Annotated in this window: 20 protein-coding genes; 5 read left to right on the top strand and 15 right to left on the bottom strand. The window is 56.1% G+C overall.

The annotated features are described in order from the left end of the window. Positions 1 to 186 precede the first annotated feature (186 nt). Positions 187 to 624: a Dps family protein gene (locus tag PM3016_RS11610; RefSeq protein ID WP_014369592.1), complete on the bottom strand. Its 438-nt coding sequence runs from the start codon at positions 622 to 624 to the stop codon at positions 187 to 189. Between the two features lie 198 nt (positions 625 to 822). Between PM3016_RS11610 and PM3016_RS11605 the strand changes: the two genes are divergently transcribed. Together PM3016_RS11605 and PM3016_RS11600 are read left to right on the top strand one after the other, a co-directional pair. Beyond that, complete coding sequence (locus PM3016_RS11605; RefSeq protein WP_014369591.1) at positions 823 to 2,055, top strand: MFS transporter; 1,233 nt, start codon at positions 823 to 825, stop codon at positions 2,053 to 2,055. Between the two features lie 50 nt (positions 2,056 to 2,105). Further along, on the top strand, positions 2,106 to 2,951 hold the full coding sequence (locus PM3016_RS11600) for an alpha/beta hydrolase (protein ID WP_014369590.1): 846 nt from the start codon (positions 2,106 to 2,108) through the stop codon (positions 2,949 to 2,951). A 223-nt stretch (positions 2,952 to 3,174) separates the two neighbouring features. Here PM3016_RS11600 and PM3016_RS11595 read toward each other — a convergent pair whose 3' ends face one another. The 3 genes from PM3016_RS11595 to PM3016_RS37300 are packed head-to-tail and all read right to left on the bottom strand — an operon-like array spanning position 3,175 to position 5,458. Continuing rightward, positions 3,175 to 3,369, bottom strand: coding sequence for a CDGSH iron-sulfur domain-containing protein (locus PM3016_RS11595; protein WP_014369589.1), 195 nt, complete (start codon positions 3,367 to 3,369; stop codon positions 3,175 to 3,177). A 35-nt stretch (positions 3,370 to 3,404) separates the two neighbouring features. After that, positions 3,405 to 5,240: an amidohydrolase gene (locus PM3016_RS11590; RefSeq protein ID WP_014369588.1), complete on the bottom strand. Its 1,836-nt coding sequence runs from the start codon at positions 5,238 to 5,240 to the stop codon at positions 3,405 to 3,407. Positions 5,241 to 5,281: 41 nt separating this feature from the next. Next, the gene (locus PM3016_RS37300; protein ID WP_014369587.1) at positions 5,282 to 5,458 is read right to left on the bottom strand and encodes a DUF1427 family protein; all 177 of its coding nucleotides are present in this window, start codon (positions 5,456 to 5,458) and stop codon (positions 5,282 to 5,284) included. 304 nt (positions 5,459 to 5,762) lie between these two features. Here PM3016_RS37300 and PM3016_RS11585 point away from each other — a divergent pair, with 304 nt between their 5' ends. Both PM3016_RS11585 and PM3016_RS11580 read left to right on the top strand, forming a co-directional pair. Then, entirely contained in the window at positions 5,763 to 6,404 is a 642-nt protein-coding gene (locus PM3016_RS11585) for a hydrolase (RefSeq protein WP_013915739.1), read from the top strand. 68 nt (positions 6,405 to 6,472) lie between these two features. After that, positions 6,473 to 7,711, top strand: a complete 1,239-nt coding sequence (locus tag PM3016_RS11580; RefSeq protein ID WP_236628665.1) for a low temperature requirement protein A — start codon at positions 6,473 to 6,475, stop codon at positions 7,709 to 7,711. Positions 7,712 to 7,815: 104 nt separating this feature from the next. On the opposite strand, the gene PM3016_RS11575 is transcribed toward PM3016_RS11580, so the two are convergent. The 4 genes from PM3016_RS11575 to PM3016_RS11560 all read right to left on the bottom strand — a co-directional run bounded on the left by PM3016_RS11575 (position 7,816) and on the right by PM3016_RS11560 (position 12,842). Further along, a complete protein-coding gene (locus tag PM3016_RS11575; protein ID WP_013915737.1) occupies positions 7,816 to 9,312 on the bottom strand; it encodes a glycoside hydrolase family 32 protein in 1,497 nt (498 codons plus the stop codon). Positions 9,313 to 9,337: 25 nt separating this feature from the next. Next, positions 9,338 to 10,927 carry an ABC transporter substrate-binding protein gene (locus tag PM3016_RS11570; RefSeq protein WP_013915736.1) on the bottom strand — a complete coding sequence of 530 codons (1,590 nt, stop codon included), beginning with the start codon at positions 10,925 to 10,927 and terminating at the stop codon, positions 9,338 to 9,340. 78 nt (positions 10,928 to 11,005) lie between these two features. Continuing rightward, positions 11,006 to 11,887: a carbohydrate ABC transporter permease gene (locus PM3016_RS11565; RefSeq protein WP_013915735.1), complete on the bottom strand. Its 882-nt coding sequence runs from the start codon at positions 11,885 to 11,887 to the stop codon at positions 11,006 to 11,008. Positions 11,888 to 11,915: 28 nt separating this feature from the next. Continuing rightward, on the bottom strand, positions 11,916 to 12,842 hold the full coding sequence (locus PM3016_RS11560) for an ABC transporter permease (RefSeq protein ID WP_413783332.1): 927 nt from the start codon (positions 12,840 to 12,842) through the stop codon (positions 11,916 to 11,918). Positions 12,843 to 13,433: 591 nt separating this feature from the next. Between PM3016_RS11560 and PM3016_RS11555 the strand changes: the two genes are divergently transcribed. Continuing rightward, a complete protein-coding gene (locus tag PM3016_RS11555) occupies positions 13,434 to 14,477 on the top strand; it encodes a LacI family DNA-binding transcriptional regulator (protein ID WP_014369586.1) in 1,044 nt (347 codons plus the stop codon). 116 nt (positions 14,478 to 14,593) lie between these two features. Here PM3016_RS11555 and PM3016_RS11550 read toward each other — a convergent pair whose 3' ends face one another. The 7 genes from PM3016_RS11550 to PM3016_RS11520 all read right to left on the bottom strand — a co-directional run bounded on the left by PM3016_RS11550 (position 14,594) and on the right by PM3016_RS11520 (position 22,525). Continuing rightward, on the bottom strand, positions 14,594 to 15,598 hold the full coding sequence (locus tag PM3016_RS11550; RefSeq protein ID WP_014369585.1) for a LacI family DNA-binding transcriptional regulator: 1,005 nt from the start codon (positions 15,596 to 15,598) through the stop codon (positions 14,594 to 14,596). A 199-nt stretch (positions 15,599 to 15,797) separates the two neighbouring features. Then, positions 15,798 to 16,769 (bottom strand): ABC transporter permease subunit, encoded by a 972-nt coding sequence (locus tag PM3016_RS11545; protein ID WP_013915729.1) that lies wholly within the window; start codon positions 16,767 to 16,769, stop codon positions 15,798 to 15,800. Beyond that, entirely contained in the window at positions 16,766 to 18,331 is a 1,566-nt protein-coding gene (locus tag PM3016_RS11540; protein WP_013915728.1) for a sugar ABC transporter ATP-binding protein, read from the bottom strand. The genes PM3016_RS11545 and PM3016_RS11540 overlap by 4 nt, the downstream gene beginning before the upstream one ends. Before the next feature lie 89 nt (positions 18,332 to 18,420). After that, positions 18,421 to 19,386, bottom strand: coding sequence for an ABC transporter substrate-binding protein (locus tag PM3016_RS11535; RefSeq protein WP_014369584.1), 966 nt, complete (start codon positions 19,384 to 19,386; stop codon positions 18,421 to 18,423). A gap of 520 nt (positions 19,387 to 19,906) precedes the next feature. Beyond that, positions 19,907 to 20,452 carry a hypothetical protein gene (locus PM3016_RS11530; RefSeq protein WP_014369583.1) on the bottom strand — a complete coding sequence of 182 codons (546 nt, stop codon included), beginning with the start codon at positions 20,450 to 20,452 and terminating at the stop codon, positions 19,907 to 19,909. 109 nt (positions 20,453 to 20,561) lie between these two features. Further along, positions 20,562 to 20,810: a branched-chain amino acid transporter permease gene (locus PM3016_RS11525; protein WP_081484320.1), complete on the bottom strand. Its 249-nt coding sequence runs from the start codon at positions 20,808 to 20,810 to the stop codon at positions 20,562 to 20,564. Between the two features lie 152 nt (positions 20,811 to 20,962). After that, positions 20,963 to 22,525 (bottom strand): glycoside hydrolase family 28 protein, encoded by a 1,563-nt coding sequence (locus PM3016_RS11520; RefSeq protein WP_238540498.1) that lies wholly within the window; start codon positions 22,523 to 22,525, stop codon positions 20,963 to 20,965. Positions 22,526 to 22,539 lie beyond the last annotated feature (14 nt).

Below are 22,539 nucleotides of genomic sequence, written 5' to 3'. Positions count from 1 at the left end.
TTGGTTTCGAATGGTTTGGATACACTGCTCTCATCTTAATTCAAATAGGGAACGGCGAACCATCCCCTTCTCTCTATAGGAGGAATAAGAATATCCTATATCTCCCGCACAGCCAAAGAAGCCCGGGGACCACTTCCCCGGGCTTCCGTTTGGCCATATCGGCGTATCTTCCCTGCTCCGCCCCGATTATCCGAGGAACGACCGCAGCATCCATACGTGCTTCTCGAGGGAGCTGTGGATGGCAAGCAGCATATCCCCCGTAGTTTCATCTCCCTCGGCTGAAGCCAGGCTCATGCCTTCCTTCAGCTCGCCGATCACGATGCCGAAGTCCTCGACGACGGAACGCACCATTTCTTCGGCTTTCTCCTGTCCACGCGCATCTTTCACCGTAGAGAGCTGAATGACTTCGTGCAGTGTGGCCACCGGGCTGCCGCCGAGCGCAAGCAGGCGCTCCGCCAGATTATCCACGTGCAGGGCCGCTTCCGTATACAGCTCCTCGAACTTCAGGTGAAGCGTGAAAAATTGAGGCCCCTTCACATACCAATGATAATTGTGAAGCTTGGTGAACAAGAGCGTCCAGTTGGCGATCTGGGTATTCAGAACTTCTAACAGCGGTTTGTACATATACAAAATCTCCCTTCGGTCATTTGGCAAAACATAGAATAGCATAGGGTTCTATGCTTGTATATAAAGGTGAATTCACTATAGGAAATCCCTATATGAAGTATAGAAAGGCGGATATTGATACCCGGTCATCCCGCCCCCTAAGATAAATGTACTTATATCGGAATAATCCATATCCGGATGAACAGGAGGCTCATTTTGGCTAACGAATCCTTGTCCAGACCGCCGCAGTTCCCTATCCTGACGGGCATATTATTTTGGTGCTCCCTGCTGGTCGTATCCTCCGTCTATTTGACGATTCCCTTGGTGGAGCTGTTCGCCGAAGAATTCCGCGTCTCCCCTTCGGAAGCTGCCTGGGCGGGAAGCGCCTTCTCCTTTGCTTTTGCCGGCGGCGGTCTCTTCTTCGGGGTCCTCTCCGACCGGTTCGGCCGGAAGAAAATGATGATGTCCGGTCTGCTTCTGCTCACCGTGGTGACTCCGCTGATCGGGACGGCCGGTGACCTCTCCTGGCTGATCTTCCTGCGGGCCATCCAAGGGCTGGCGGCATCCATGTTTCCCCCCTCGGTCCTGGCGTATGCCATGGAGATGTTTCCGCCTGAGAAGAGAGTCGGCGCCATCGGGGTGATCAGCACGGCATTCTTGATGGCCAGCATCGGGGGACAGCTCTACAGCTCCTCGGTGGTTCTGCATTTCAGCTGGCCTTACGTATTCCACTTCCTGTCGGCAGGGTACTTGATTTCCTTTCTGCTGGTGGCCTGCTTGGTCCCCGTGGACGGAGCCCCCAAAGCGGTTGGCAGCTTTTTTTCGCCTTTTCGACGCATTCCGGCGATCTTTCAACAGAAAAGCCTGCCGCTGTGCTATATCATCTCCGCCACGCTCTTTATCTCCCTTGTCGGATTCTTCGCGACACTGGGAAGCTATCTGAACAGCCCGCTGTTTGGGCTCGGTCATCAGGAGATCTTGTGGGTGCGCGCGGTCGGGATCATCGGTATGTTCGTCTCCCTCTTCGACGGCCGATTGGTGGCGAAGATCGGGGTCAAGAACGTGGTGTGGTGCGGACTTCTGATTGCCTGCATCGGTCTCGGGCTGCTCGGACTCTGGCCCAGCCTGCCGTTCCTGATCGTGATGAGCGTCGTATTCATCACGGGAATCGCGGTGACCCTTCCCGCCTTAATCTCATTAATCGGCCAGCTGGCCGGTGATCTGCGGGCCATTGCGGTCTCCTTCCATATGTTCATGCTGTTCATCGGCGCGTCGCTCGGTCCTATCCTCTCTATCGCTCTGGTAGATGCAGCGGGGCATCTCCCAGCGTTCCTGGTATTAACCGCCCTGCTCGGGTTAAGCATGCTGGTGCCTGTGTTCATTCGCCTGGACGGGAAGGGGCAGGCCAGCAGCGCAAACCGTTCAAGCGCACACCTTCCTCATGTGTAACAAGGTTGAAGAAGACCCTATCATTATGCATTGAAAAAGGAGCATGATCGATGAACAAACCTGTCATTCTGTTCATTCATGGAGCTTTTGTCACCGCATCCAGTTGGGGCCTCATGAGAAGCTACTTTGAAGCCAGGGGATTTCAAACCATCGCACCGGCATGGCCTTATCATGAGAAGGAGGCGGCAGAGCTGCGGAAACATCCCGCCTCCCGGCTGGGAACCTTGAAGCTCGAAGAGCTTATCGCTTACTACACGAACATCATCCAATCCCTGCCGTCAAAACCGATCCTGATCGGCCACTCTTATGGCGGCATGCTGACGCAGATTTTGATGGACCGGGATTTGGGTTCAGCCGGCATCGCGATCAGTCCCGTGGCGACAAGAGGGGTCATCGCTGCACGGTATCCGACGACGGTAAGGTCCGTCTTCGGCATTCTGTCCAAGCCATGGAAGACCACCTACCTGATGCCCTTCAGCACCTTCCAGTATGCCTTCGTCCACCTGCTGTCCAGAGAGGAGCAGGAACAGGCATACCACGATAACGTCGTGCCGGAGACAAGCCGAATCTTCTTTCAGACCGCGCTGTCTCCCATTGACCCCAAGAGCCCCACTGCCGTGAACTACAACCCCGCCAATCGGGGGCCGCTGCTCTTGGTTGCGGGAGAAGAAGACCGGATTACTACGGCAGCGTCCATCCGCAAAAATTTCAGCCTGTACCGACCATCGTCCCGTACGGTCACCGAGTTTAAAGCCTTCCCGGAGCGGACCCACTGGATTATTGCACAGGAGGGCTGGGAAGAGGTGGCCGGCTATGCCTTCGACTGGCTGAACGACAAGCTGGACTTGGGATTATCCCCCCACGCTTCCCCTGCCGGGAAAGATGCCCTGGCGTAATGCCAATCGCGGAAAAGCCATTGCCACGCACAGGCGCACCTCCTCACCGGACGTGAGGAGGTGTGCTTTTTTGACGTTCCGCGTGCCTCAGGCCAGGCCGCCCGACAAAGAAAAGGCCCCTTGCCTTCCGGCATCATCCCCCAAAGGACGACTGCCGTATGCAAGAGGCACTGGTACACCGTACTAAGAATCCTGCCGTTCACTCCGGCATGACTGCATGGGCCTAGGCGCGGGGCGCGCTTTCAAACTTGCCTTTATGCGTCATATCACAGAACGGTTTTTTGCCGGATAAACCGCATCGACAGAGGATGAAGGTTTCCTTCGTTTCAAACCGGTTGCCTTCCGCATCCACCACGTCCACCAGGCCGGTGATACAGAGCGGACCATTGTCAATGACTTTGACCGTCACATCGGACATCTACGCCACCTCCTTCCGGTTCATACCTGTACACACTAGAACACAAAGCAGTCCAGGTCGCAGAAGCCGCTGCCGTGGTGATGGTGGCAGCCCCGGTGATGCAGCTTGTTGTGCGCGGGGGCCTGAACCGCCGAGCTGCCCCCTCCATACCCGGGTCCGCTGTAATAGCCCCCGAAGAAGTTGTGCGGCGCCCAGTCGGGGCTTGCCTTCGGGGCCGGCGGCGACAGCTTCTGGTACTCGCGCGTGCCGTACACAATCCTGCCGCCTACAACGGTCAGGACCGATTCGATCCCCTTGATCTCTTCCTCGGCCACCTGGAAGAAATTGTCCGTCAGGAACGACAAGTCCGCATACTGCCCCGCTTTGATCTGACCTTTGACGTCCTCTTCCTTGGAGAACCAGGCATTGCCTGCCGTGTACATCCGGAGAGCCTGGTGACGGTCCACCCTGTTCGATTCGGGATACAGACGGAGTCCGCCCAGCGTCTTGCCGGTCACGAGCCAGTACAGCGAAACCCACGGGTTGTAACTGGCTACCCTCGTGGCATCTGTCCCCACGCCTACATGCAATCCGGCCGTCAGCATTTTGGTGATCGGCGGGGCTTCTTCAGCCGCTTGCGCTCCGTACCGGTCAACGAAATATTCGCCCTGGAAGGCCATGCGGTTCTGAACGGCAATGGCACCGCCGAGCGCGACGACGCGTTCGAGGTCCTTCTCATGAATCGTTTCGGCATGATCCAGGATCCAGCGCAGGTCCTTGAATGGAACGTCCTTGTTCACGCGCTCGAATACGTCGAGAAAACGGGAGATCGACTCGCCGTACGTCGCATGTAGACGAAACGGCCAGCGTTGCTGAACCAGGTGATGCGTCACCGAATACAGCTCGTCTTCCAAGACGGCCGGCAGCTCCGGACGGGGCTCGACGAAATCCTCGAAGTCCGCTGCGCTGTAGACCAGCATCTCCCCGGCGCCATTATGCCGGTAGTAGGGACTGCCGGTATAAGGCTGTGTGGTGGACGTCCACGACTGAAAATCCTCCAGCTCGTGATTCGGATGCTGCGTGAACAGATTGTAAGCGGTGCGGACCGTGATCTCCCCGCGCCGGTCCAGCTCCGCAAAGACCTGATAGTCATCCGGGTAGTTCTGAAAGCCGCCGCCTGCGTCGATGACGCTGGTAAGCCCGAACCGGTTCAGCTCCCGCATGAACAACCGCGTGGAGTTCATCTGATCCTCGTACGAGAGTCTCGGTCCCTTGGCGAGAGTGGCATACAGGATGGTGGCGTTGGGTCGGGCAATGAGCATCCCTGTCGGATTGCCGTTGCTGTCGCGCTGAATCTCTCCGCCCGGAGGGTTGGGGCTGTCCTTCGTATAGCCGACGACCCGCAGAGCCGCTTGGTTCAAAAATGCCTGGCGGTACAGATTCAGAATGAAGACCGGCGTGTGCGGGGCGATCCGGTTGATCTCCTCCAGCGTCGGCATCCGGCGCTCCTTGAACTGGAACTCCGTCCATCCGCCTACCACACGCACCCAATGCGGGGCCGGCGTACGGTCCACCTGCTGCTTCAGCATGCGCAGGGCATCCGCAACCGAGGGAACGCCATCCCACCGCAGCTCCAGGTTATAGTTCAGGCCTCCGCGGATCAGGTGAATGTGGGAATCGTTCAGCCCCGGAATGAGCAGCCGCTTGTTCCCGTCGACCATGCGTGTGGCCGGTCCTTGGTAGCGCATGATGTCGGAGTCGCTGCCCACGGCCAGGAACCGGTCCCCTTTGACAGCCACAGCGGTAGCTGTCGGGTTGGATTCATCCATGGTTACGATGTTGGCATTGTAGATCAACAGATCCGCCTCTACTGCATTTGGTTCCAGAGTCATCCTTTTGCATCTCCTTTAACGGTCTTTTTTGTAATCGCCGCTCATGAATGATGGCTCAGCCACGCTTTGACCCACGGCACTGCATTCTGGCCCAGGAACATACCCAGAAGGCCCAGCAGACCCAAGAAGGGCGGCGCGGGAGATGGAATCCGAAGCGACTGAAAAACAAGTCCGATCACAAGACCGGTGCCCAGAGCAAGCAGCATGGAACCCCACATCGATGTCATCCCTCCCTCGACTATGCAATAAATTCAGACGATTTACATGCAATTGTAGTATCCGGCTCCCCATCCATCAATAAAGCTTTGACTATACCATACATAGAAAAAACTAATGTGTCCGCCCGAACAGGGGACCCGCCCGCCTGCTTCCAAACGTATAAGTTTCTTCTATAGATCGTATAGGAAAATGAGGATTGCTCGTTTTTGCGGGTTTTCCTACTATGGTTACATACAACAGCCGTTCCCCAGGCAAGGCAGCAGATCTGTTGTAACCAAATTCCGGAAAGTAGGGAGAATACTTATGTTTAATGACAAGACCGACTTGCTCACAGGCGATAACTCGGCGATTATTCTGATCGACCACCAGCCCCAGATGCTGTTCGGTGTGCAAAGCGCGGACCGGCAAGCCATTATCAACAATGCGGTAGGCCTGGCCAAAACGGCGAAGGTATTCCATGCTCCGATCATTCTCACAACCGTAGCGGCTGAATCGTTCTCGGGTCCGATTCACCCCCACATTCAGGAAGTGTTCCCTGAATACAAGCCCATCGACCGGACCAGCATGAATTCGTGGGAAGACGAAAACTTCGTAGCCGCCGTGAAGGCAACCGGCCGCAAGAAGCTTGTCATTGCCGCGCTGTGGACCGAAGTATGTCTTGCCTTCCCGACTATCGCCGCGCTGAAGGAAGGCTACGAGGTGTACATTGTTACCGATGCTTCCGCAGGAACCACGGTTGAGGCTCACAATACGTCCATTCAGCGGATGATCCAAGCCGGAGCGATTCCGGTAACGTGGCAGTCGGTGCTTCTCGAGTATCAGCGCGACTGGGCAAGACAAGAGACTTACGACGCGGTGATGGATATCGCTCTGCAGCACAGCGGCGCTTACGGCGCAGGCGTATTCTACGCCCACACCATGTTCGGCGGGCATGAAGGAAAATAAGATGTTTGAATGTAGATTCCGAAGAGGACAGTGTCAGACTGTCCTTTTTGCAGCATCCGGGGAGGAATATGATGATGAAGCGGCCTTCGCAAGCGGGCCTGCTGCGCAGCAGGGGGAACAGCGACTCGGGGAAAGTCTCCTTTATCGAATTGTTTTTTGATCTGATTTTCGTCTTTGCCGTCACCCAGCTCTCCCATTCGTTCCTCGAAGAGATGTCGATGCACGGTGCCGTGCAATTGGTGCTTCTGACGATGGCCGTATGGTGGGTCTGGATCTTCACGGCCTGGGTGATCAACTGGCTGAATCCCGAGACGCTGCCGGTGCGTCTCATGCTCATCGGGCTGATGCTGCTGGGCCTGATCCTGTCGGCTTCCATACCCGAGGCGTTCGAGTCCAGGGGGCTCTATTTCGCTGCAGCGTATGTGCTCTTTCAAGTAGGCCGGACCGCTTTCGCCATTGGGATGATTCACAAGGGGCTCCAGGAGCTCCGGGTTAATTTTGTCCGCATTTTACTGTGGATGTGTGTATCGGGAATATTCTGGATCACAGGAGCATTCGCAGAGGATTCGTACCGGCTTGCGCTGTGGGCGGTCGCGCTTCTTGTGGAATATGCCGCCCCCTCTCTCGGCTTCTGGGTGCCGCTGCTTGGCAGAACGCCCACTTCTGTATGGGACGTCGAAGGCTCTCACATGGCCGAGAGGTGCGGCCTGTTCATTATCATCGCTCTCGGCGAGTCCATCCTGCTAATGGGCGTCACATTTGCTGAGTCTGCGTGGACTCTCCCCACGGCGGCCGCTTTTGCCGCAGCCTTTATCGTCACGGTCGCCTTATGGTGGATCTACTTCGACGCCACCTCCAAGACCGGACATCATCTCATCGCCCATTCCGCCGACCCGGGCAGACTGGCCCGTTCGGCTTACACCTATACCCATCTGCTGCTGGTTGCGGGCATTATCCTGACCGCCGTAGCAGGGGAACTGCTTCTCGCCCACCCGCTGGAGCATCCGGGTCCGATAGCGGCCGCGATGATGCTGGGAGGGCCGGCGCTGTTCCTGCTCGGCAATGCGCTCTTCATGAAAGTGGCGGCGGGGGTGGTCCCCTCCCCCTATATCACCGGCGCAGCCGCACTGCTGCTGCTCTTCATCTTCGCCGGGTATGTATCGGCGCTCCTGCTGGCTGCCCTTGCCGCCGCCGTTCTCATTCTCGTCTCCGTGTGGGGACACGTATTCTCGGAGCGGCTCTGCCGGATGCCCTCTTCCGCTTCCGTGAAGCCAAGAGAGGCATCCGCCTTCAAGGGCGAGCTATAACAAAGAACGCCGTCTATATGCCGCGAGAGCTGCAGGAGGGCGTTCTTGTTACATCACCAATAAGCAAGCGGTCAATAGACCGCTTGCTCTGGTATGGATGCCAATTATATTCCGGCGGTCACAGCCGAGTAGACCGAATTCAACTCGTATAGTCTGAGGGAGATCAGCCGAGCTTCTCCGCCAAGGGCGTACAGCTCCAATCCGGTACTGCCCGGATCGGGGAAGATTTGGTCGGTCATCACCAATTCACCGTCGTTAGCGAAGACTTCGACTGAAGCGTGGTCGACGAACAGGCGGAGCTTCAGCCTGCCTTCCCGCGCCTCCAGGGGAGCCTCATGCCTGCAGCCGAAGGCCGCATGAAATCCGGTCTCGCCTGACCGGGTGCGGTCGATGAACAGCGTCTGCGCTGAGGCGTTGTACCCCACGACCGTCTCCTCGCTCTCCGACTGCCGGAGCTTCAGCCCCACCTCCGTGGCGCTGCCCAGCTCGAGCTCGCACTCGATCTCAAACGTCCCGCTCTTCTCACTCGACAGGATATTGATACCGGGAGTCACCGGCACATTCTCCCACTGACGCTCTTCCCTGCGCAGCTTCTGAAGCCCGCTCACCGGCTCCTGCACCAGCCGGACTCCGGATGGCCCGGTCTTCAGGGACATCACCCGCGGGAGCGTCATGGCGCTTCTCCAGCTGTCCGTCGGCGTGAGGTTGGCATATTTCCAGTTGCTCATCCACCCAATGAAGAGCCTGCCCCCATCCGCCCGGTTCGCATCCGACCAGGTCACACCGGCATAATTATCCCTTCCGTGATCAAGCCACAGCACGGCCTCAGGCTGCGCATCGCTTGTGAACCGGCTGCCGTCAAAGCTGCCTACAAAATATTGGGTCCGTGAGCCTTCCGGGCACTCCGGGCGGTCTCCGATGCTGACAATCAGCACCCACCGGGTCCGGTCCGCCTGTCCGTCTACAGGCAGCTCGATGAGGTCCGGGCATTCCCATACGCCGTCGTGCGAGCCTTCCTCCGCCCCGAACTCGCTTGCATACGCCCATGCCTTCAAGTCGGGAGACGTATAGAACAGCACGCGGTCCCCCGCAGCAATCACCATGACCCACGTCCGATTGGGAGCATACCAGAACACTTTGGGATCCCGGAAATCGGTCAACTGCTCATGGCTGAGCACAGGGTTCCCATCGTACATCGTCCAGGTTCTTCCTTTATCGAGGCTGTAGGCCAGGCTCTGACGCTGTCTTGGACGGTCCGTATCCGGATGCTGGTCCGCATGCGTGAAGACCGCCACCAGACCCGGGCTGCCGGCGAAGAAGCCGCTGCTGTCCTCCCAGTCCACGACGGCGCATCCCGAGAAGATCTGGCCGTGCCGGTCCGGCTTCAAGGCCATCGGCAGATGCTCCCAATGCGTCAAATCCGTGCTTACCGCATGCCCCCAGTGCATGGGCCCCCAGGTGGTACCGCCGGGATGATATTGATAGAACAGGTGATACTCCCCGTCCCAGTAGACCATGCCGTTCGGGTCGTTCATCCAATTCGCCGGCGGAGTAAAGTGAAACTGCGAGCGGTATTTTTCTAGGTATGGTGTGGCATTCATGGATCATCTCTCCCATTCCCTTGATTTATTGGGTTACGCTGCGGTCATACCCGGCCTGCTTGATCTTCAGCCATTCCTGCAGGCCAAGCCGGTCCAGTTCTTTCAGGTAGTCGGCCCATTCCGCTTCGACCCTGCCATTCTCCATCCATTCCGTGCGCATACGGAGCACGTAGGCGAACAGGTCGGTTTCGATGGCCGAGAGGCGGTCCAGCTCCTCGAGCGAGAAGAACACCCGCGGATAAATCTGCTTCGCTTTCATGTCCGGCACCATGACCTTCTTCATCAGGTCCAGTCTCCAGGCGGCATCGTCCGGCTTCGTCGTCACCTTGCCGTAGTAGCTGTCGAGAATCGCCAGCGGTCCGCCGACGGAGGTCTTCTGCCGCAGTTCAACCGGAGCCGTGCCGTTCAGGGGCAGGTGCTTCAGCATGTTGGTCGATGGATCGAGTTCAAAAATGTTCTGCTGGGCCGTATCGCCGTAAGTGCCCCAGTTATTCTGCACGGACTGGAGCGGATCGTACAGCTGATCCATCCACTTGGCCGTGGCCTCCAGGTTCTTGTTCTCTTTGGTGACCACCATCCGGCCGCGGTCAAAGCCCATTCCGTTCGTCCGGGTGACGTTCTTCTCGCCCGAGGGTCCCTTGAGGGCCGGCATCAGGTCGTACTTGTCATTCGCGCCGGAGATATTCGCTTTGTCCCAAGTGAAATAGAGGCCGTATCTTCCCTCTTTGCCCTTCGCAAGATACGTATTCCAATCCTGCGTGAAAGCTTCGACATCAACCAGGCCCTCCTGAACTAATTCATGAAGGAACTTCACCCCTTCCTTGAAGCCGGGATCCGATGAGGTGAACCGAACCCTGCCGTCATCGGTGACCACCGTATGGTCCCAGTTCTCCCCAAGACCGAAGGAGCCGAATAAGAAAGCGAGGTCTTCGCCGCCGGTTTTATTGATGAAAGAGAGCGGAATTTCATCGGCTTTGCCGTTGCCGTTCGGGTCTTTCGTCTTGAAGGCGATCAGCACCTGCTTCAGTTCCTCTGTAGTCGTCGGCATCTGGAGTCCCAGCTTCTTCAGCCACTCTACATTGATCCACGGAAAGTCATCGACGGAGTGAATGCTCTCCTTGCCGGCCCCAAGCTCCTCGATCCACGGCAGGGAATAGATATGGCCGTCCGGCGCGGTAATCAACGATTTGTACTGGGGCGCCTGCTCGAGGACCTTCTTGAAGTTCGGCATCTTCTCGATCAGGTCGTCCAGCGGGATGATCGTCCCGTCCTTGGCCAGACGCAGCAGGTCATAGTCCCCCAGGCCCGCATCGAAGATGGCGTCCGGCAGGTCGCCGGTGGCCAGCGCGAGGTTTCTCTTCTCCGCGAACGTCTCGCTGGTATAGTTCTTCCACTCAATGTGAATCCCCGTCTTCTGCTCCATCCGCTGGAAGATCAGCTTCTGATTGGGATCCGCCGGAGCCAGCGGAGAGCTCTGTGTCATGAATTTCAGCGTCACAGCGGAATCGCTTCCCGTGCCTGCCGCATCCGAGGTCCCGGAGTCCTTGTCGCTGCAGCCTGTTACGGCCAGCATCGATGCCGCTGTAATCATCGCTGCCTTGGTGAAGTGTTTCATATGTACCCCTCCCTATAGTCGAACCTGAATCCCCTGAATCTTCGTGCCTGCTTTCTGTCCATACGTGTGATGCCCATCCTACTTTAAGGAACCGACCATAACCCCCTTCTCGAAGTACTTCTGAAAGAACGGATACATGATCAGCAGCGGAAGGCTGGAGATGACAATCGCCGCATATTTAATGATTTCGGACAACCGTTTCATCTCTGCCATCGCCAGCTGATCCCCGATCATGCCGGGAGCCACTTGATTCTGGATGAGGATGGACCGCAGCACGAGCTGCAGCGGATACAGCTTCGGGTTCTCGAGATAGATCATGGCGTCAAAGTACGAATTCCACTGACCGACGAAGGCGTACAGGGCGAGCACGAACATGATCGGCTTGGACAGCGGAAGGATAATCCGGAAGAACAGGAGCAGGTCGGAAGCCCCGTCCACCTTGGCCGCTTCATTCAGCTCTTTCGGAATGCCTTTGAAGAAGGTCCGGGCGAGAATAATATTCCATACACTGACGGCACCGGGAATAATGACGGCCCACACGGTGTCGAGCATCCCGAGGTTCTTCACGACCAGATAGGTGGGAATCAGCCCGCCGCCGAAAAACATGGTGATGACAAACAGGGTCATAAAGAAGCGATGACCGGCGAAGCCGTCCACGGACAGCGGGTAACCCGCAAAGACGGAGATCGCTACCGTAACCGCCGCAAAAGCAGCCGAGTAAAACACGGCGTTCACAAATCCCTGGATCATGGCATCATTGGTCAGGATCCGCTTGTAGCCCTCGATGCTCCAATCGGCGGCATGAAACGATATGCCTTTGTTCAGCAGTGCCGTCGGTTCCATGAAGGAAGCGAATACAACATAGAGCAGAGGCACAAGCACGACCAGTACGGCGGCTCCCAGCAGCAGGTTGCTGATCCCCACGATCAACCGGTCGGACATGGACAGCTTGATGTTCATACGGCGTTTCTCCTTTCTTTCGGCGGAATTAATACAAGCCTTCCCCTTCGTTCAATTTCTTCACGATAAAATTCACGAGGATGAGCAGGATGACGTTGATCGCCGAATTGAACAGACCGACAGCCGATGAATAAGCATAGTTCCCCGACTGCAGACCTACTTTATAGACGTAGGTAGGGATAATCTCCGAGGCAGGCAGGTTGAGTGCGGTCTGCATGAGGAAAGCCTTCTCGAATCCGATAGCCATGATGCCGCCCGCACCCAGGATGAACACGATGGCCATGACCGGTTTGATCGTCGGCAGATCGATATGCCGGATTCGCTGCATCAGATTGGCCCCGTCCAGGGTAGCCGCGTTATGCAGCTCCGGGTCCACATTCGCGAGCGCCGCCACATAGATGATCGATGCCCAGCCCGCTCCCTGCCAGATCCCCGATAGAATATAGACGGTCCGGAAGTAATCCGGGTCCGACATGAACTTGACCGGCGCACCGGTAATCGAAGTGATGAGGGCATTGATCGGCCCTACCGGCGAGAAGAAAATAAACAGCATCCCTACGATGACGACAACGGAGATAAAATTCGGAGCGTATAAGACCAGTTGGATGTTCTTCTTCACTCCCGCCCTGCGCAGCTGATTCAGCATCAGTGCCAGCAGGACAGGCACGGGGAACCCCAAGAGAAGACCGTAGAAGCTCAGCTTGAGCGTGTTCATGAAGATCACCTCGAAGTTCGGAGCGGTCAGGAACTTCACGAAATGCTTGAGTCCCACCCACTCGCTGCCCCAAATGCCTTTGCTGGGATTAAAATCCTTGAAGGCGATGATGGCTCCGTACATCGGAACATACTTGAAAATGATCGTAAGGATCACAGCCGGGGCTAGCAGCAGATACAGGAAAGGATTCCTTCTTATGTAGTCTAGCTTGCTTTTTCGAATTCGGCTGCTCCCCTGCATCTGCATGTTCTTATTCCACCTCACTGTTTCTTCCACATGCTTACCTCCTGTCCGCACAATGAATTGTGCATTTGCACATTTCGCCAGTTAACAGCACCCCGGAAGCCCCTTTTTTCCACGAGGTAAAGGCTTTCACTGGCCATTTGCTCAGCGCTTACAGTTCTAATGTACATCCTCACGGAAACGGAGTCAATCATTATTTTTACACTTTTACTGTGCATATGAATAAATAAAATTTACATATGATCCTGTTCCTACTTTACAAATGACTGATTTTGATCACAAACAAGCGATCCCAAGACCGATTTTGCTTACATCCTGCCGGTTACGCTCGGTTTCACCCCTTTTCATTTCCGCGTTCCAAGTGGCAAGACGTATCCCCCCTGCATGACCAATTTTGAATTGTGCATTTGTTTACGAGGAACGAGGAGGGCCGGCCTCTTTCTTTTTCTTTACAAATGCATAATCGATTGTTCATTTGTAACTTTCTTTTGTTGATATTTCGGTGGAAATAGTATACATTGAATGTAATTTCGATGATCTCCGCCGGCTCAACGATCCGGCCATCTGTCCCCTAGAGGAGTACTTATCATGAACAAAGAAAAAATCACGATTCAACATATAGCCGACTCGCTGGGGTTATCCAGAAACACCGTCTCCAAAGCGCTGAACGGCAGCGAAACCATCCCGGCCGAGACCCGAAGCAGGGTGATCAAGAGAGCCATCGAGCTCAAGTACAAGCAGTTCGCCCTGATCGAACCGGAAGAAGCTTCCTCCAAGGCCCCGGGCAACATTGCGCTCTTCACCGCCAACATGCCGCATAACACCCACTTCGGCACCTCGCTGCTGAGCGGATTGGAGAAGATGATCAGCGCGGAAGGGTTCAATTTATCCATCCATATCGTTCGGGAGACCGAACTCGAGGCCTTGACGCTTCCTGTTAATTTCGATAAGACAAAGGTGGACGGTATCGTATGTATCGAGCTGTTCGACAAGGACTATACCGAGTTTATTCAGTCGCTTCAGATCCCGACCATCTGTATCGACGCGCCATCCGACCTCCTGGGTCCAGACCTCGGGGCCGATGTGCTCTTGATGGAGAATGAACAGAGCACCTTCCGTCTGACCCGAACGCTGATCGACAGCGGCCATACCCGCCTCGGATTTGTCGGCGATATCCGCCACTGCCGGAGCTTCCATGAACGCTGGACCGGATTCACAAGGGCGCTGAGCGCCGCCGGTCTGCCGCAGGATCCTTCGCTGTCCATTACGGAAGCGGACCGTCTGATCTCAAACCTCTCCTGGCTGGAGGAGAGAATCAGCCTGCTGGACGCCCTTCCTACCGTCTTCGTCTGCGCGAACGATTTTATCGCCATCAATGTCATACGGATCTTAAAGCAAAAACAGGTGCGCATACCTGAGGATATTGCGGTCACCGGCTTTGACGATTCTCCTGAATCCCAAATCGTCGAGCCCCAGCTGACCACCGTCCATATTTACCGCGACGAAATGGGCCTCCAGGCGGCAGAGATGCTGCTGTCCCGGATCCGCAATCCGCACAAGCCTCCCCAGGTCACGCACGTGCAGACCAAGCCGGTTTACCGCAGCTCCACAGGGATACCCGCATCCCGGTAACAGACGAAGCCCCATGAGCCTATGCTGCTGCATGGGCCCCTGGGGCTTGGCTTTTCTTATTCGTTTCATTCTGCTCCCTGTTCATTGGCCCACGCTGCAGAGGTGTTCTTGTATCCCTAGATCGAGCCCCTTCGAATCAGCTCGCCGGGCAGCAGGTATTCCTGCGATTTCTTCTTCGGCGAAGAAATGCGCTGCAGCAGCAGCTCGGCCGCCTTCTCCCCGATCCCGAAGGTCGGCTGCCGGATCACCGTGAGCGACGGCGTCATGACCTCCGTCCACTCATAATCGTCATAACACAGCAGCCCGAAGTCCTCCGGGATACGGATGTTCCGCTCTCTCAGATAGCTAGTCGCCCCGAGGCACAGCGTATTGTTCGCGGCGAACAGCGCGGTGATCCCCTGCCGCTCGACCAGCTCTGCCGTCAGCTGGCAGCCCGCCTTCCACGAGGTATCGTACGATTTGCGTATCAACGCCTCGTCGAACGGCAGCCCGTGGTCCCGCAGCGCCTGCTCATAAGCCTCGAACCGCGAGCGGGTCGAGGAGATCTCCAGCCCCCCCGACAGAAATCCGATCCGCTTGTGCCCCCGGTCGATCAGAAGCTTCACCCCCGCACAGCTGCTGCTGAAGCCGTCGACGACAACGCAGTCACTTTCAAACCGCGGAGGCTTGCGGTCAATATAAACGACGGGGTAACTGCCGAACGGAGACTGCTCCAATCCCTCGCCGAGTCTGGACGTAGGCGCGATGATCAGCCCCTCGATATGCTGGGAGTTGAATACCTTGATCCGCTCGAGCTCCTCTTCGGCGTTTTCCATGGAGTTGCTCAGCAACAGATGATACCCGTGTTTTTTCAGAACGCTTTCGATTCCGCTTGCAATCGACATGAAGTACTGCTGGGTGGAATCGTTATTCTTAATCGGCACGATGAGGCCGATAATATTCGATCTCTGGCGGCGCAGGGAACGTGCCGCAGGGTTCGGCAGGTAGTTCAGTTCCTGCATGGCATCGTTTACTTTTTTCTTGACTTCATCGGAGACGTATCTCGTATTGTTAATGACATGGGACACCGTTGCGGTGGACACCCCGGCAAGACTGGCAACATCTTTGATTTTCGCGACCATAGGCCTACCTCTCGCTCATCCATCATGGCGGATGATGACACCCGTTATCCTCTTATCATAACTTCACCCTCCCCTTTCTTCAAGCCGCCGCCCCATAGAAAAAAGGCACTAGATCCGCTCTAATGCCGTTCTCCTCTCCTATAGCTGCCGTCCTGCCGGCTGCTTGCCGACCCGGCAGGCGCCTGTTCAAGTTCTCTATCTAATTGCGCAGTTTATCGAGCAGTACCGCGATGACAATCACCAGCCCCTTCACGATGAGCTGCCAGTAATAATCGACATCGAGCAGCGTCAAGCCGTTGCCGAGCACCGCCATAATGAGCACGCCGATAATCGTTCCCTGAATGCGGCCTACCCCGCCCACAAAGCTGGTGCCCCCCAGGATGACGGCTGCAATCGCATCGAGCTCGAAGCTGATCCCGGCGTTAGGCTGCCCGGAGATCACGCGGCCGGCCATGACGACGCCTGCAATGCCCGCCATCAGACCGCTGATGGAATAGACATGGATCAGGGTGCGTTCCACCTTGATGCCTGTGAGCCGGGCCGCCTCCTCATTGCCTCCGATCGCATACACATGGCGTCCGAACAAGGTGTATTTCAGGACAAAGAACATCGCGATATAGACCACGGCCATGATATAGATCGGAGTGGGAATGCCGAACAAGGACCCGGAGCCGAAAAAGATAAACAGCTTGTCCTGCAGCACGACCGGCAGACCCCCGCTGATGACAAAGGCGATGCCGCGCAGGTAGGTCATGCTTCCAAGCGTGACCACGAAGGAAGGCAGCTTCGCGACGGCGGTGAAATAGCCGTTGACCGCGCCGGCCGTGTAGCCGACCGCTGCTCCCGTGAGCATCGCGATTCCGGCGGGCACACCCGCATTGGACAGCATGACGGAGATGACGCCCGCCAAGGCCAGCGTAGCCCCCACCGACAGATCGATTCCTCCGGTTAAGATGACCATCGTCATTCCGGCTGCGAGGATGGCCGTAATAGAAGACTGCTTGAGAATGTTCAGGATGTTGTTCGTCTCCGTAAAATAGGGTGCAAATAAGGCCAGTACCACACACAACAGCACGAGGATGATCAGCATCCCGAGCTGATTCCATACAGGCAGGATTCTCTTCTTCAGCGACAATGACGGATTCGCCGCACTCTGCAGATTCGCGCTCATTCTTTACTCTCCCCCGTAGCGTAATACATGATCTTCTCCTGCGTCGCTTCCTCTCGGGATAATTCCGCAGCGATCCGGCCCTCATGCATGACGAGAATCCGGTCGCTCACGCCGAGAATCTCGGGCAGCTCGGACGAAACCATGAGCACGGCGAGTCCCTTCGCCGCCAGCTCGCAGATGATCTTGTGAATTTCCGTCTTGGCCCCCACGTCCACTCCCCGCGTCGGCTCGTCAAGCAGCAGAACCTTGGGCCCGATCGACAGCCACCTCGCAATGACGACCTTTTGCTGATTCCCCCCGCTGAGCCCCATCACATTCTGGGCGGAGGTAGCCGTCTTGACCCCAAGCTCCTGAATGTACCGCTCCACTTCGGCATCCATCTCCCTGTACCGGAGAATCCTCGCTTTGCGGTATTGGTGCATCCGATTCATCATAATGTTTTCCTTCACCGTCAGGTTCGGGAACAATCCCTGCTCTTTGCGGCTCTCCGGCACATGGGCGATCCCAAGCCCGATCGCATCGTTCGGGGAGGAGATCTGCACCTGCACCCCTTCCAGGTAGATTTGGCCGCTTGTCCTTCGGCTGACCCCGAAGATGGTCCGCAGCAGCTCCGTTCGTCCGGCGCCCACCAGTCCCGCCAGACCTACGATCTCTCCCGGGAAGAGCTTCAGCGACACATTCCGGACCAGGTTCCGGTCGGAGACCCCGACCAATTCGAGGACCGGTTCGCTGCCCCCGGGCCGGGAAGCCGCGTGCGGCGCAGCCTTTCTTTGAAACAGATCCGTCAGCTCCCGTCCCACCATCAGCTTCACCAGGTGATCCGGGTTCGTCTCCGCGATCGGCATGCTAGCAATATACTGGCCGTCGCGCATCACGGTGCAGCGGTCCGAGATGCGGAAGATCTCATCCATGCGGTGGGAGATGTAGACAATGGCCACGCCCTTGCGCTTCAAATCTTCGATAATCCCGAAGAGCTTGTCGATCTCCTTATCCGTTAAGGAAGCGGTAGGCTCATCCATAATCAAGACTTCCGAGTTAAAGGACAGGGCTCTGGCGATCTCCACGATCTGCTGCTGGGCGACACTCAAGGCGGATACTTTCATCCGGGGATTCAGCGGGGATCCGATGGATTGAAGCACGGCCTCGGCTTTCTCATGGATTTCATTCCACTTGATGAGACCGAACGCATTCTTCGGTAGCTTCGTCCCCATCAATATATTCTCGCCAATCGTCAGGTTCGGCGACAAGCTGATCTCCTGGTGGATGACACTGATCCCCCGGTTTCTGGCCTCCTGCGGGTTATTCCAGGTCACCTCGGCGTTCTTGTATACCATCCTTCCGGAGTCGGGGCGGTGTATGCCCGAGATGATCTTCATCAAGGTCGATTTGCCCGCTCCGTTCTCCCCCATCAAGGCGTGCACTTCCCCTTGATACAGCGTCAGGTTGATCCCGCGGAGCACCCGCACCCCGGAGAATGACTTGCAGATATCCTTCATGTGCACAATGCTTTGATGCGGCAGCCCTTCCCGCCGCCTCACTTCCGGCTCCCTTACCACGGACATATGGCCACACTCCCGAATGGTTCGTTATGCATTCCGTATGCGGGCAGCAGTGCGGTGTCCCTCAGGGCACCGCCTGCCTCCCCCTTTTCTTACCAGCCCCGGTACTGCTCCACATTCTCCTGCGTGATCAGCTCCACGGGAATCAGAACCTTGGAATCGATGCTTTTTCCTTCCTTGATCTGAAGTCCCAGTTCCACAGCCTTGACTACCATCTCGTTCGGGAATTGGGCGGAGGTGGCCGCGAAAGCCTTCTTCTCCTTCAGGGCCGTTACGGCATCAGGAGCCCCGTCCACACCCACGATGAAGAATTCGCCGCCGCGCCCGGCCTGCTCCGCTGCGATTTTAATCCCTACGCCTTCCGGATCGTTGATGGCGAATACCGCATCGATCTTTTTGTTCGCCTGCAGGATATTCTCCATGACGGAGAGGGCCTTCTCCCGGTTGCCTTCCCCGTTCTGCTTCGAGATGACCTTGATCTCGGGGTATTTCTTCATCACCTCTTCGAAGCCTTTGATACGGTCGGTTACCGCGGATACCGGAGGCCCGTCCATGATGACAATCTGGCCCTTGCCGTTCAGGCGCTTCGCCAAGTATTCGCCCGCGAGGGTGCCGGCCATGACGTTGTCGGACATGACAACCGTGTTGATCCCGCCCTCAGCGAAGCCGTCCACGGCGATCACGGGAATGTTCGCCGCCTTGGCCTGGGCTACGGCCGCAGCGATTCCCTTGGAATCGAAGGGACTGAGCAGGATCAGGTCCACCTTCTTCGTGATGAAGTCCTCGATCTGGGCGGTCTGCTTCGCCAAATCCTGATCGGCGCTCACCGTGATTACTTCCGCGTTGAACTTGGAGGCGGCTTCCTGAGCCCCCTTGGACATCGCAACGAAGAACGGGTTGCTCAAGGTGGGAACCGTCAAGCCGATGCGCACCTTCTTGGCGGCATCCGTGCTGCCGGCACTCGTATTCTGTGTGTTCGCACCGGTCGCGCAGGCCGACAGAATGATGAACATCAGAAGAGACAGGATCATAAAGCTCGGTTTCACTGTACGTTTCATTGGTTTTCCTCCCAAAGCGTCTGTTATGTTTGCCTTTTTTGACCACCGCATCTTCACATTCAGGGCTTACCTAATCCAAACGGCTGACCACCTCCCTTCCCGGAGAACAATTTATGCATTCAGGTAATCGATTACGTACAGGCTGCAAGGGGAGTTCAGACTACGAAGCACTGCGAGCTGCCCAGTTAATCGATTACGTAGGCGGAACGACAAACCAGCCTCCTGCCGTTCACCTACTTCTTTGCTTCTTTCGCAACCTATCCTGCGAGCAGCAAACCACACCAGGTAATCGATTACGTAAAGGATAAACCGAATTGTAATCGCATACAACATTTGATGTCTGAATTATATGTCCTAATAATTGGATATGTCAATCCTTTATTTTGGAATCTTTCCCCACATCTTGTTTTTGCCATATAATCCGCTGCTCAGGAACCAGGGAGTTTCGGCCTCCTGCCTCTGCTCCCCGGTATTTAACTAATTCCCGTCAGCGCAGCGTGTCACGCTTCGGCCCCTCGAGTCAAGACCATACCGCCGCATACTTTTTCCGATATTTGAGATCTTCTTCGGAGTCGATCAGGGACAAGGCTGTCCGCTTGATTTCTTCCTCGTTCCTTTCGTCGTACATTTTCTTCAAGCCTGCGATGATATCATACCGAACCAATGTATAATTTTTCTCATCGGAGCACGTTCGAAAGCGATCCGCCAAATGCGTTACCACCATGCTCTTTTGCTCGGGACCTGCCAGCCCTACTTTCCAAATATTCTGCAGCGTATGCCTCGCCGTCACAAATTTCGGATCATAGGTCACCGCCCACAGCTTAGAAAAATCAGCAAGCATTCTCTGGTCCGGGTCACTCCGGGCCAAATTCGAGAGCAGCTGGGCCGCTCTGGATCTTCGGTGATTATCCCGGTCAGTTAACCATCCCAGCAGAGGTCCCCACATTTCGTAGGCCCAGTCCACTTTCGTATCCGTCGCCGCCAAAAGATTCTGCAAGGCTTCATATTGGACATTCTTATCTGCCGATTCCAATTCAGCCAACCACGTTCGGATGGATGCATCCATCTCATCATCTCCTTCAAAGAAGTGACGGTTCCATGTCTTATAGACTCGTAATCGTAATCTATTCTTCCCTTTTTCTCCCTATCATACCATGCCAACGGAAGCCTCTGTGCTAAAAGACCCTTTGAATCAGGAACATATAGACCAGCGTACCGCTCGCTATGGATAAAAGCATGCTCCGGCGCCACAGGTGAAGCAGCGCAACGACCGCAGCCGAGAGCAGCTCCCGGATCCCGCGGCTGCCGGAGAACCGATTCACATCCTTAAAACTGTATATGACCAGGAGTCCCGGGGCCGCGGCCGGCAGCACTTGGCCCAGGTACCGCACATACGATGGAGTCGGCCGGCCGGGAGGGAACAAGAGCTATCGAATTGGATTGAAATCGCCGAAATGTACCGTCTTCAGCTCGTTTCCGTCCGTTCCGTAACGGGACACAGACAAAAGGGTGCTATCCCTGCCGTCATGCCCGGCACGGATAACACCCTTGATTTACAGCTCTTATGTCCCTTTTCCTAGCTTTCGCCGGCTTCGGTATACTCCACGTTGTGGAACTGAACGTCCTGGTCTTCCCGCGAAGCCACCGAGACATTCTTCAGGACCAGGCCCTTGATATTATACGCCTTCAGTCCATACTTCCCGAGTGCGTTGACATTCTCCAGGCGGATGTTCTGCAGTGGGCTTTCCGGCAGACCGGCCATAAATACCGCATTCCCCGCATGCGTATCCAATACGATATTCTTCAAATGAATATTCCGGATCACCGAAGTGCCTTCATCGACCTCTTCTACTTTGTCGGCATCGAAATCTGCGTGGCTGTAGAACTGATCGATGTTGATCGCGCCCCTGAACCACCGGCAGTCCTCGTGTTCCAGGCTGTAGTTCGTTAAGGTGCAGTCCTCGACCGTGACATTCTCGATCACGGCGCCCCGGCCTCTCGGTGCTTTGATTGTGGCAATGCTGTACACGTCCTCGAACCGGCAGTCGCTGATCCGGACATTGCGCACACCGCCGGACATTTCGCTGCCGGTCGCAACCCCGAAGCCGCTTTTGAAGATGCAATTGCTGATCCGAATGTTCTGCGAAGGGATTCCCACCCTTCTCCCCTCTTCATTACGGCCTGACTTGATAGCGATGCAGTCGTCCTGACTGGCGATCATGGAGTTGAAAATATACACGTCGCTCGTAGAATCCGGGTTGAGCCCGTCCCCGTTAAAAATATGCTCATATCTCCGGCCCCGTTCATCCTTCTTCGTATGGATCTCTACATGATTCACACTGACCCCATTGCAGTAAATCAGATGCACGCACCAGGCGGGAGACTGCCTGACGGTAATATCCTTCAGATAGACCCCATCCACGTTTCGGAGGCAGACGGCTCTGCCCCGGAATCCCTTCTTTTCGGCCATCTCTTTGTGAAACAGAGCCATACCGTTGGCGTCGATTTTCCCTTCGCCTTCGATGATGATCTGCTCGAGCCTGCCTTCGGCCGGGTCTTTGGTGTTGATCAGGCTGGCGTAGCACAGCTGCTCCCTGCCCTCCCACCGGTACTGCATGACCGGATAATCGTCGGGATTATCGCTGCCAAGCAGGACACCGCCTTGTTCGACATACAGCGTCATGCGGCTCTTCAGGAAGATCGCCCCTGTCACGAATGTTCCCTTCGGAACCACCACCTTGCCGCCGGCCGTACAGGCATCAATAGCCGCCTGAATCGCTTCGGTGTTGATCGTTTGTCCGTCAGCCACCGCTCCGAACTCGGTAATATCGAATCGGTCTGCCTGGCCTCTGGTCGAAACCTTTATCTTGTCGCTCGGCTGGGAGATCTCTCCGCTTTGGGATACCGAACATACATACACTTCATACGCATGCGAAGCTTCCAGCCCGTTCATCGTATAATCCGTGCTGCTGCTGAGGCCATGGAGCTTCCCGTTCACATACACACGGTAGCAGGCGATTTCAGGCGCGTGCGGGGGCTTATCCCATAGGAGAGCGATGCTGGTATCGGTCTGGGAAGCCGGGGGAGACAGTAAATTGATCGGGGCAAAATCCATGGTATTCGCGGAGTGCATAGTCATGATTCCTTCCTTCA

The sequence above is a fragment of the Paenibacillus mucilaginosus 3016 genome (genome assembly GCF_000250655.1).
Lineage (GTDB): Bacteria > Bacillota > Bacilli > Paenibacillales > NBRC-103111 > Paenibacillus_G > Paenibacillus_G mucilaginosus.
The sequence above is the reverse complement of the archived record's forward strand: the minus strand, read 5'-3'. Positions and strand labels throughout refer to the sequence as shown.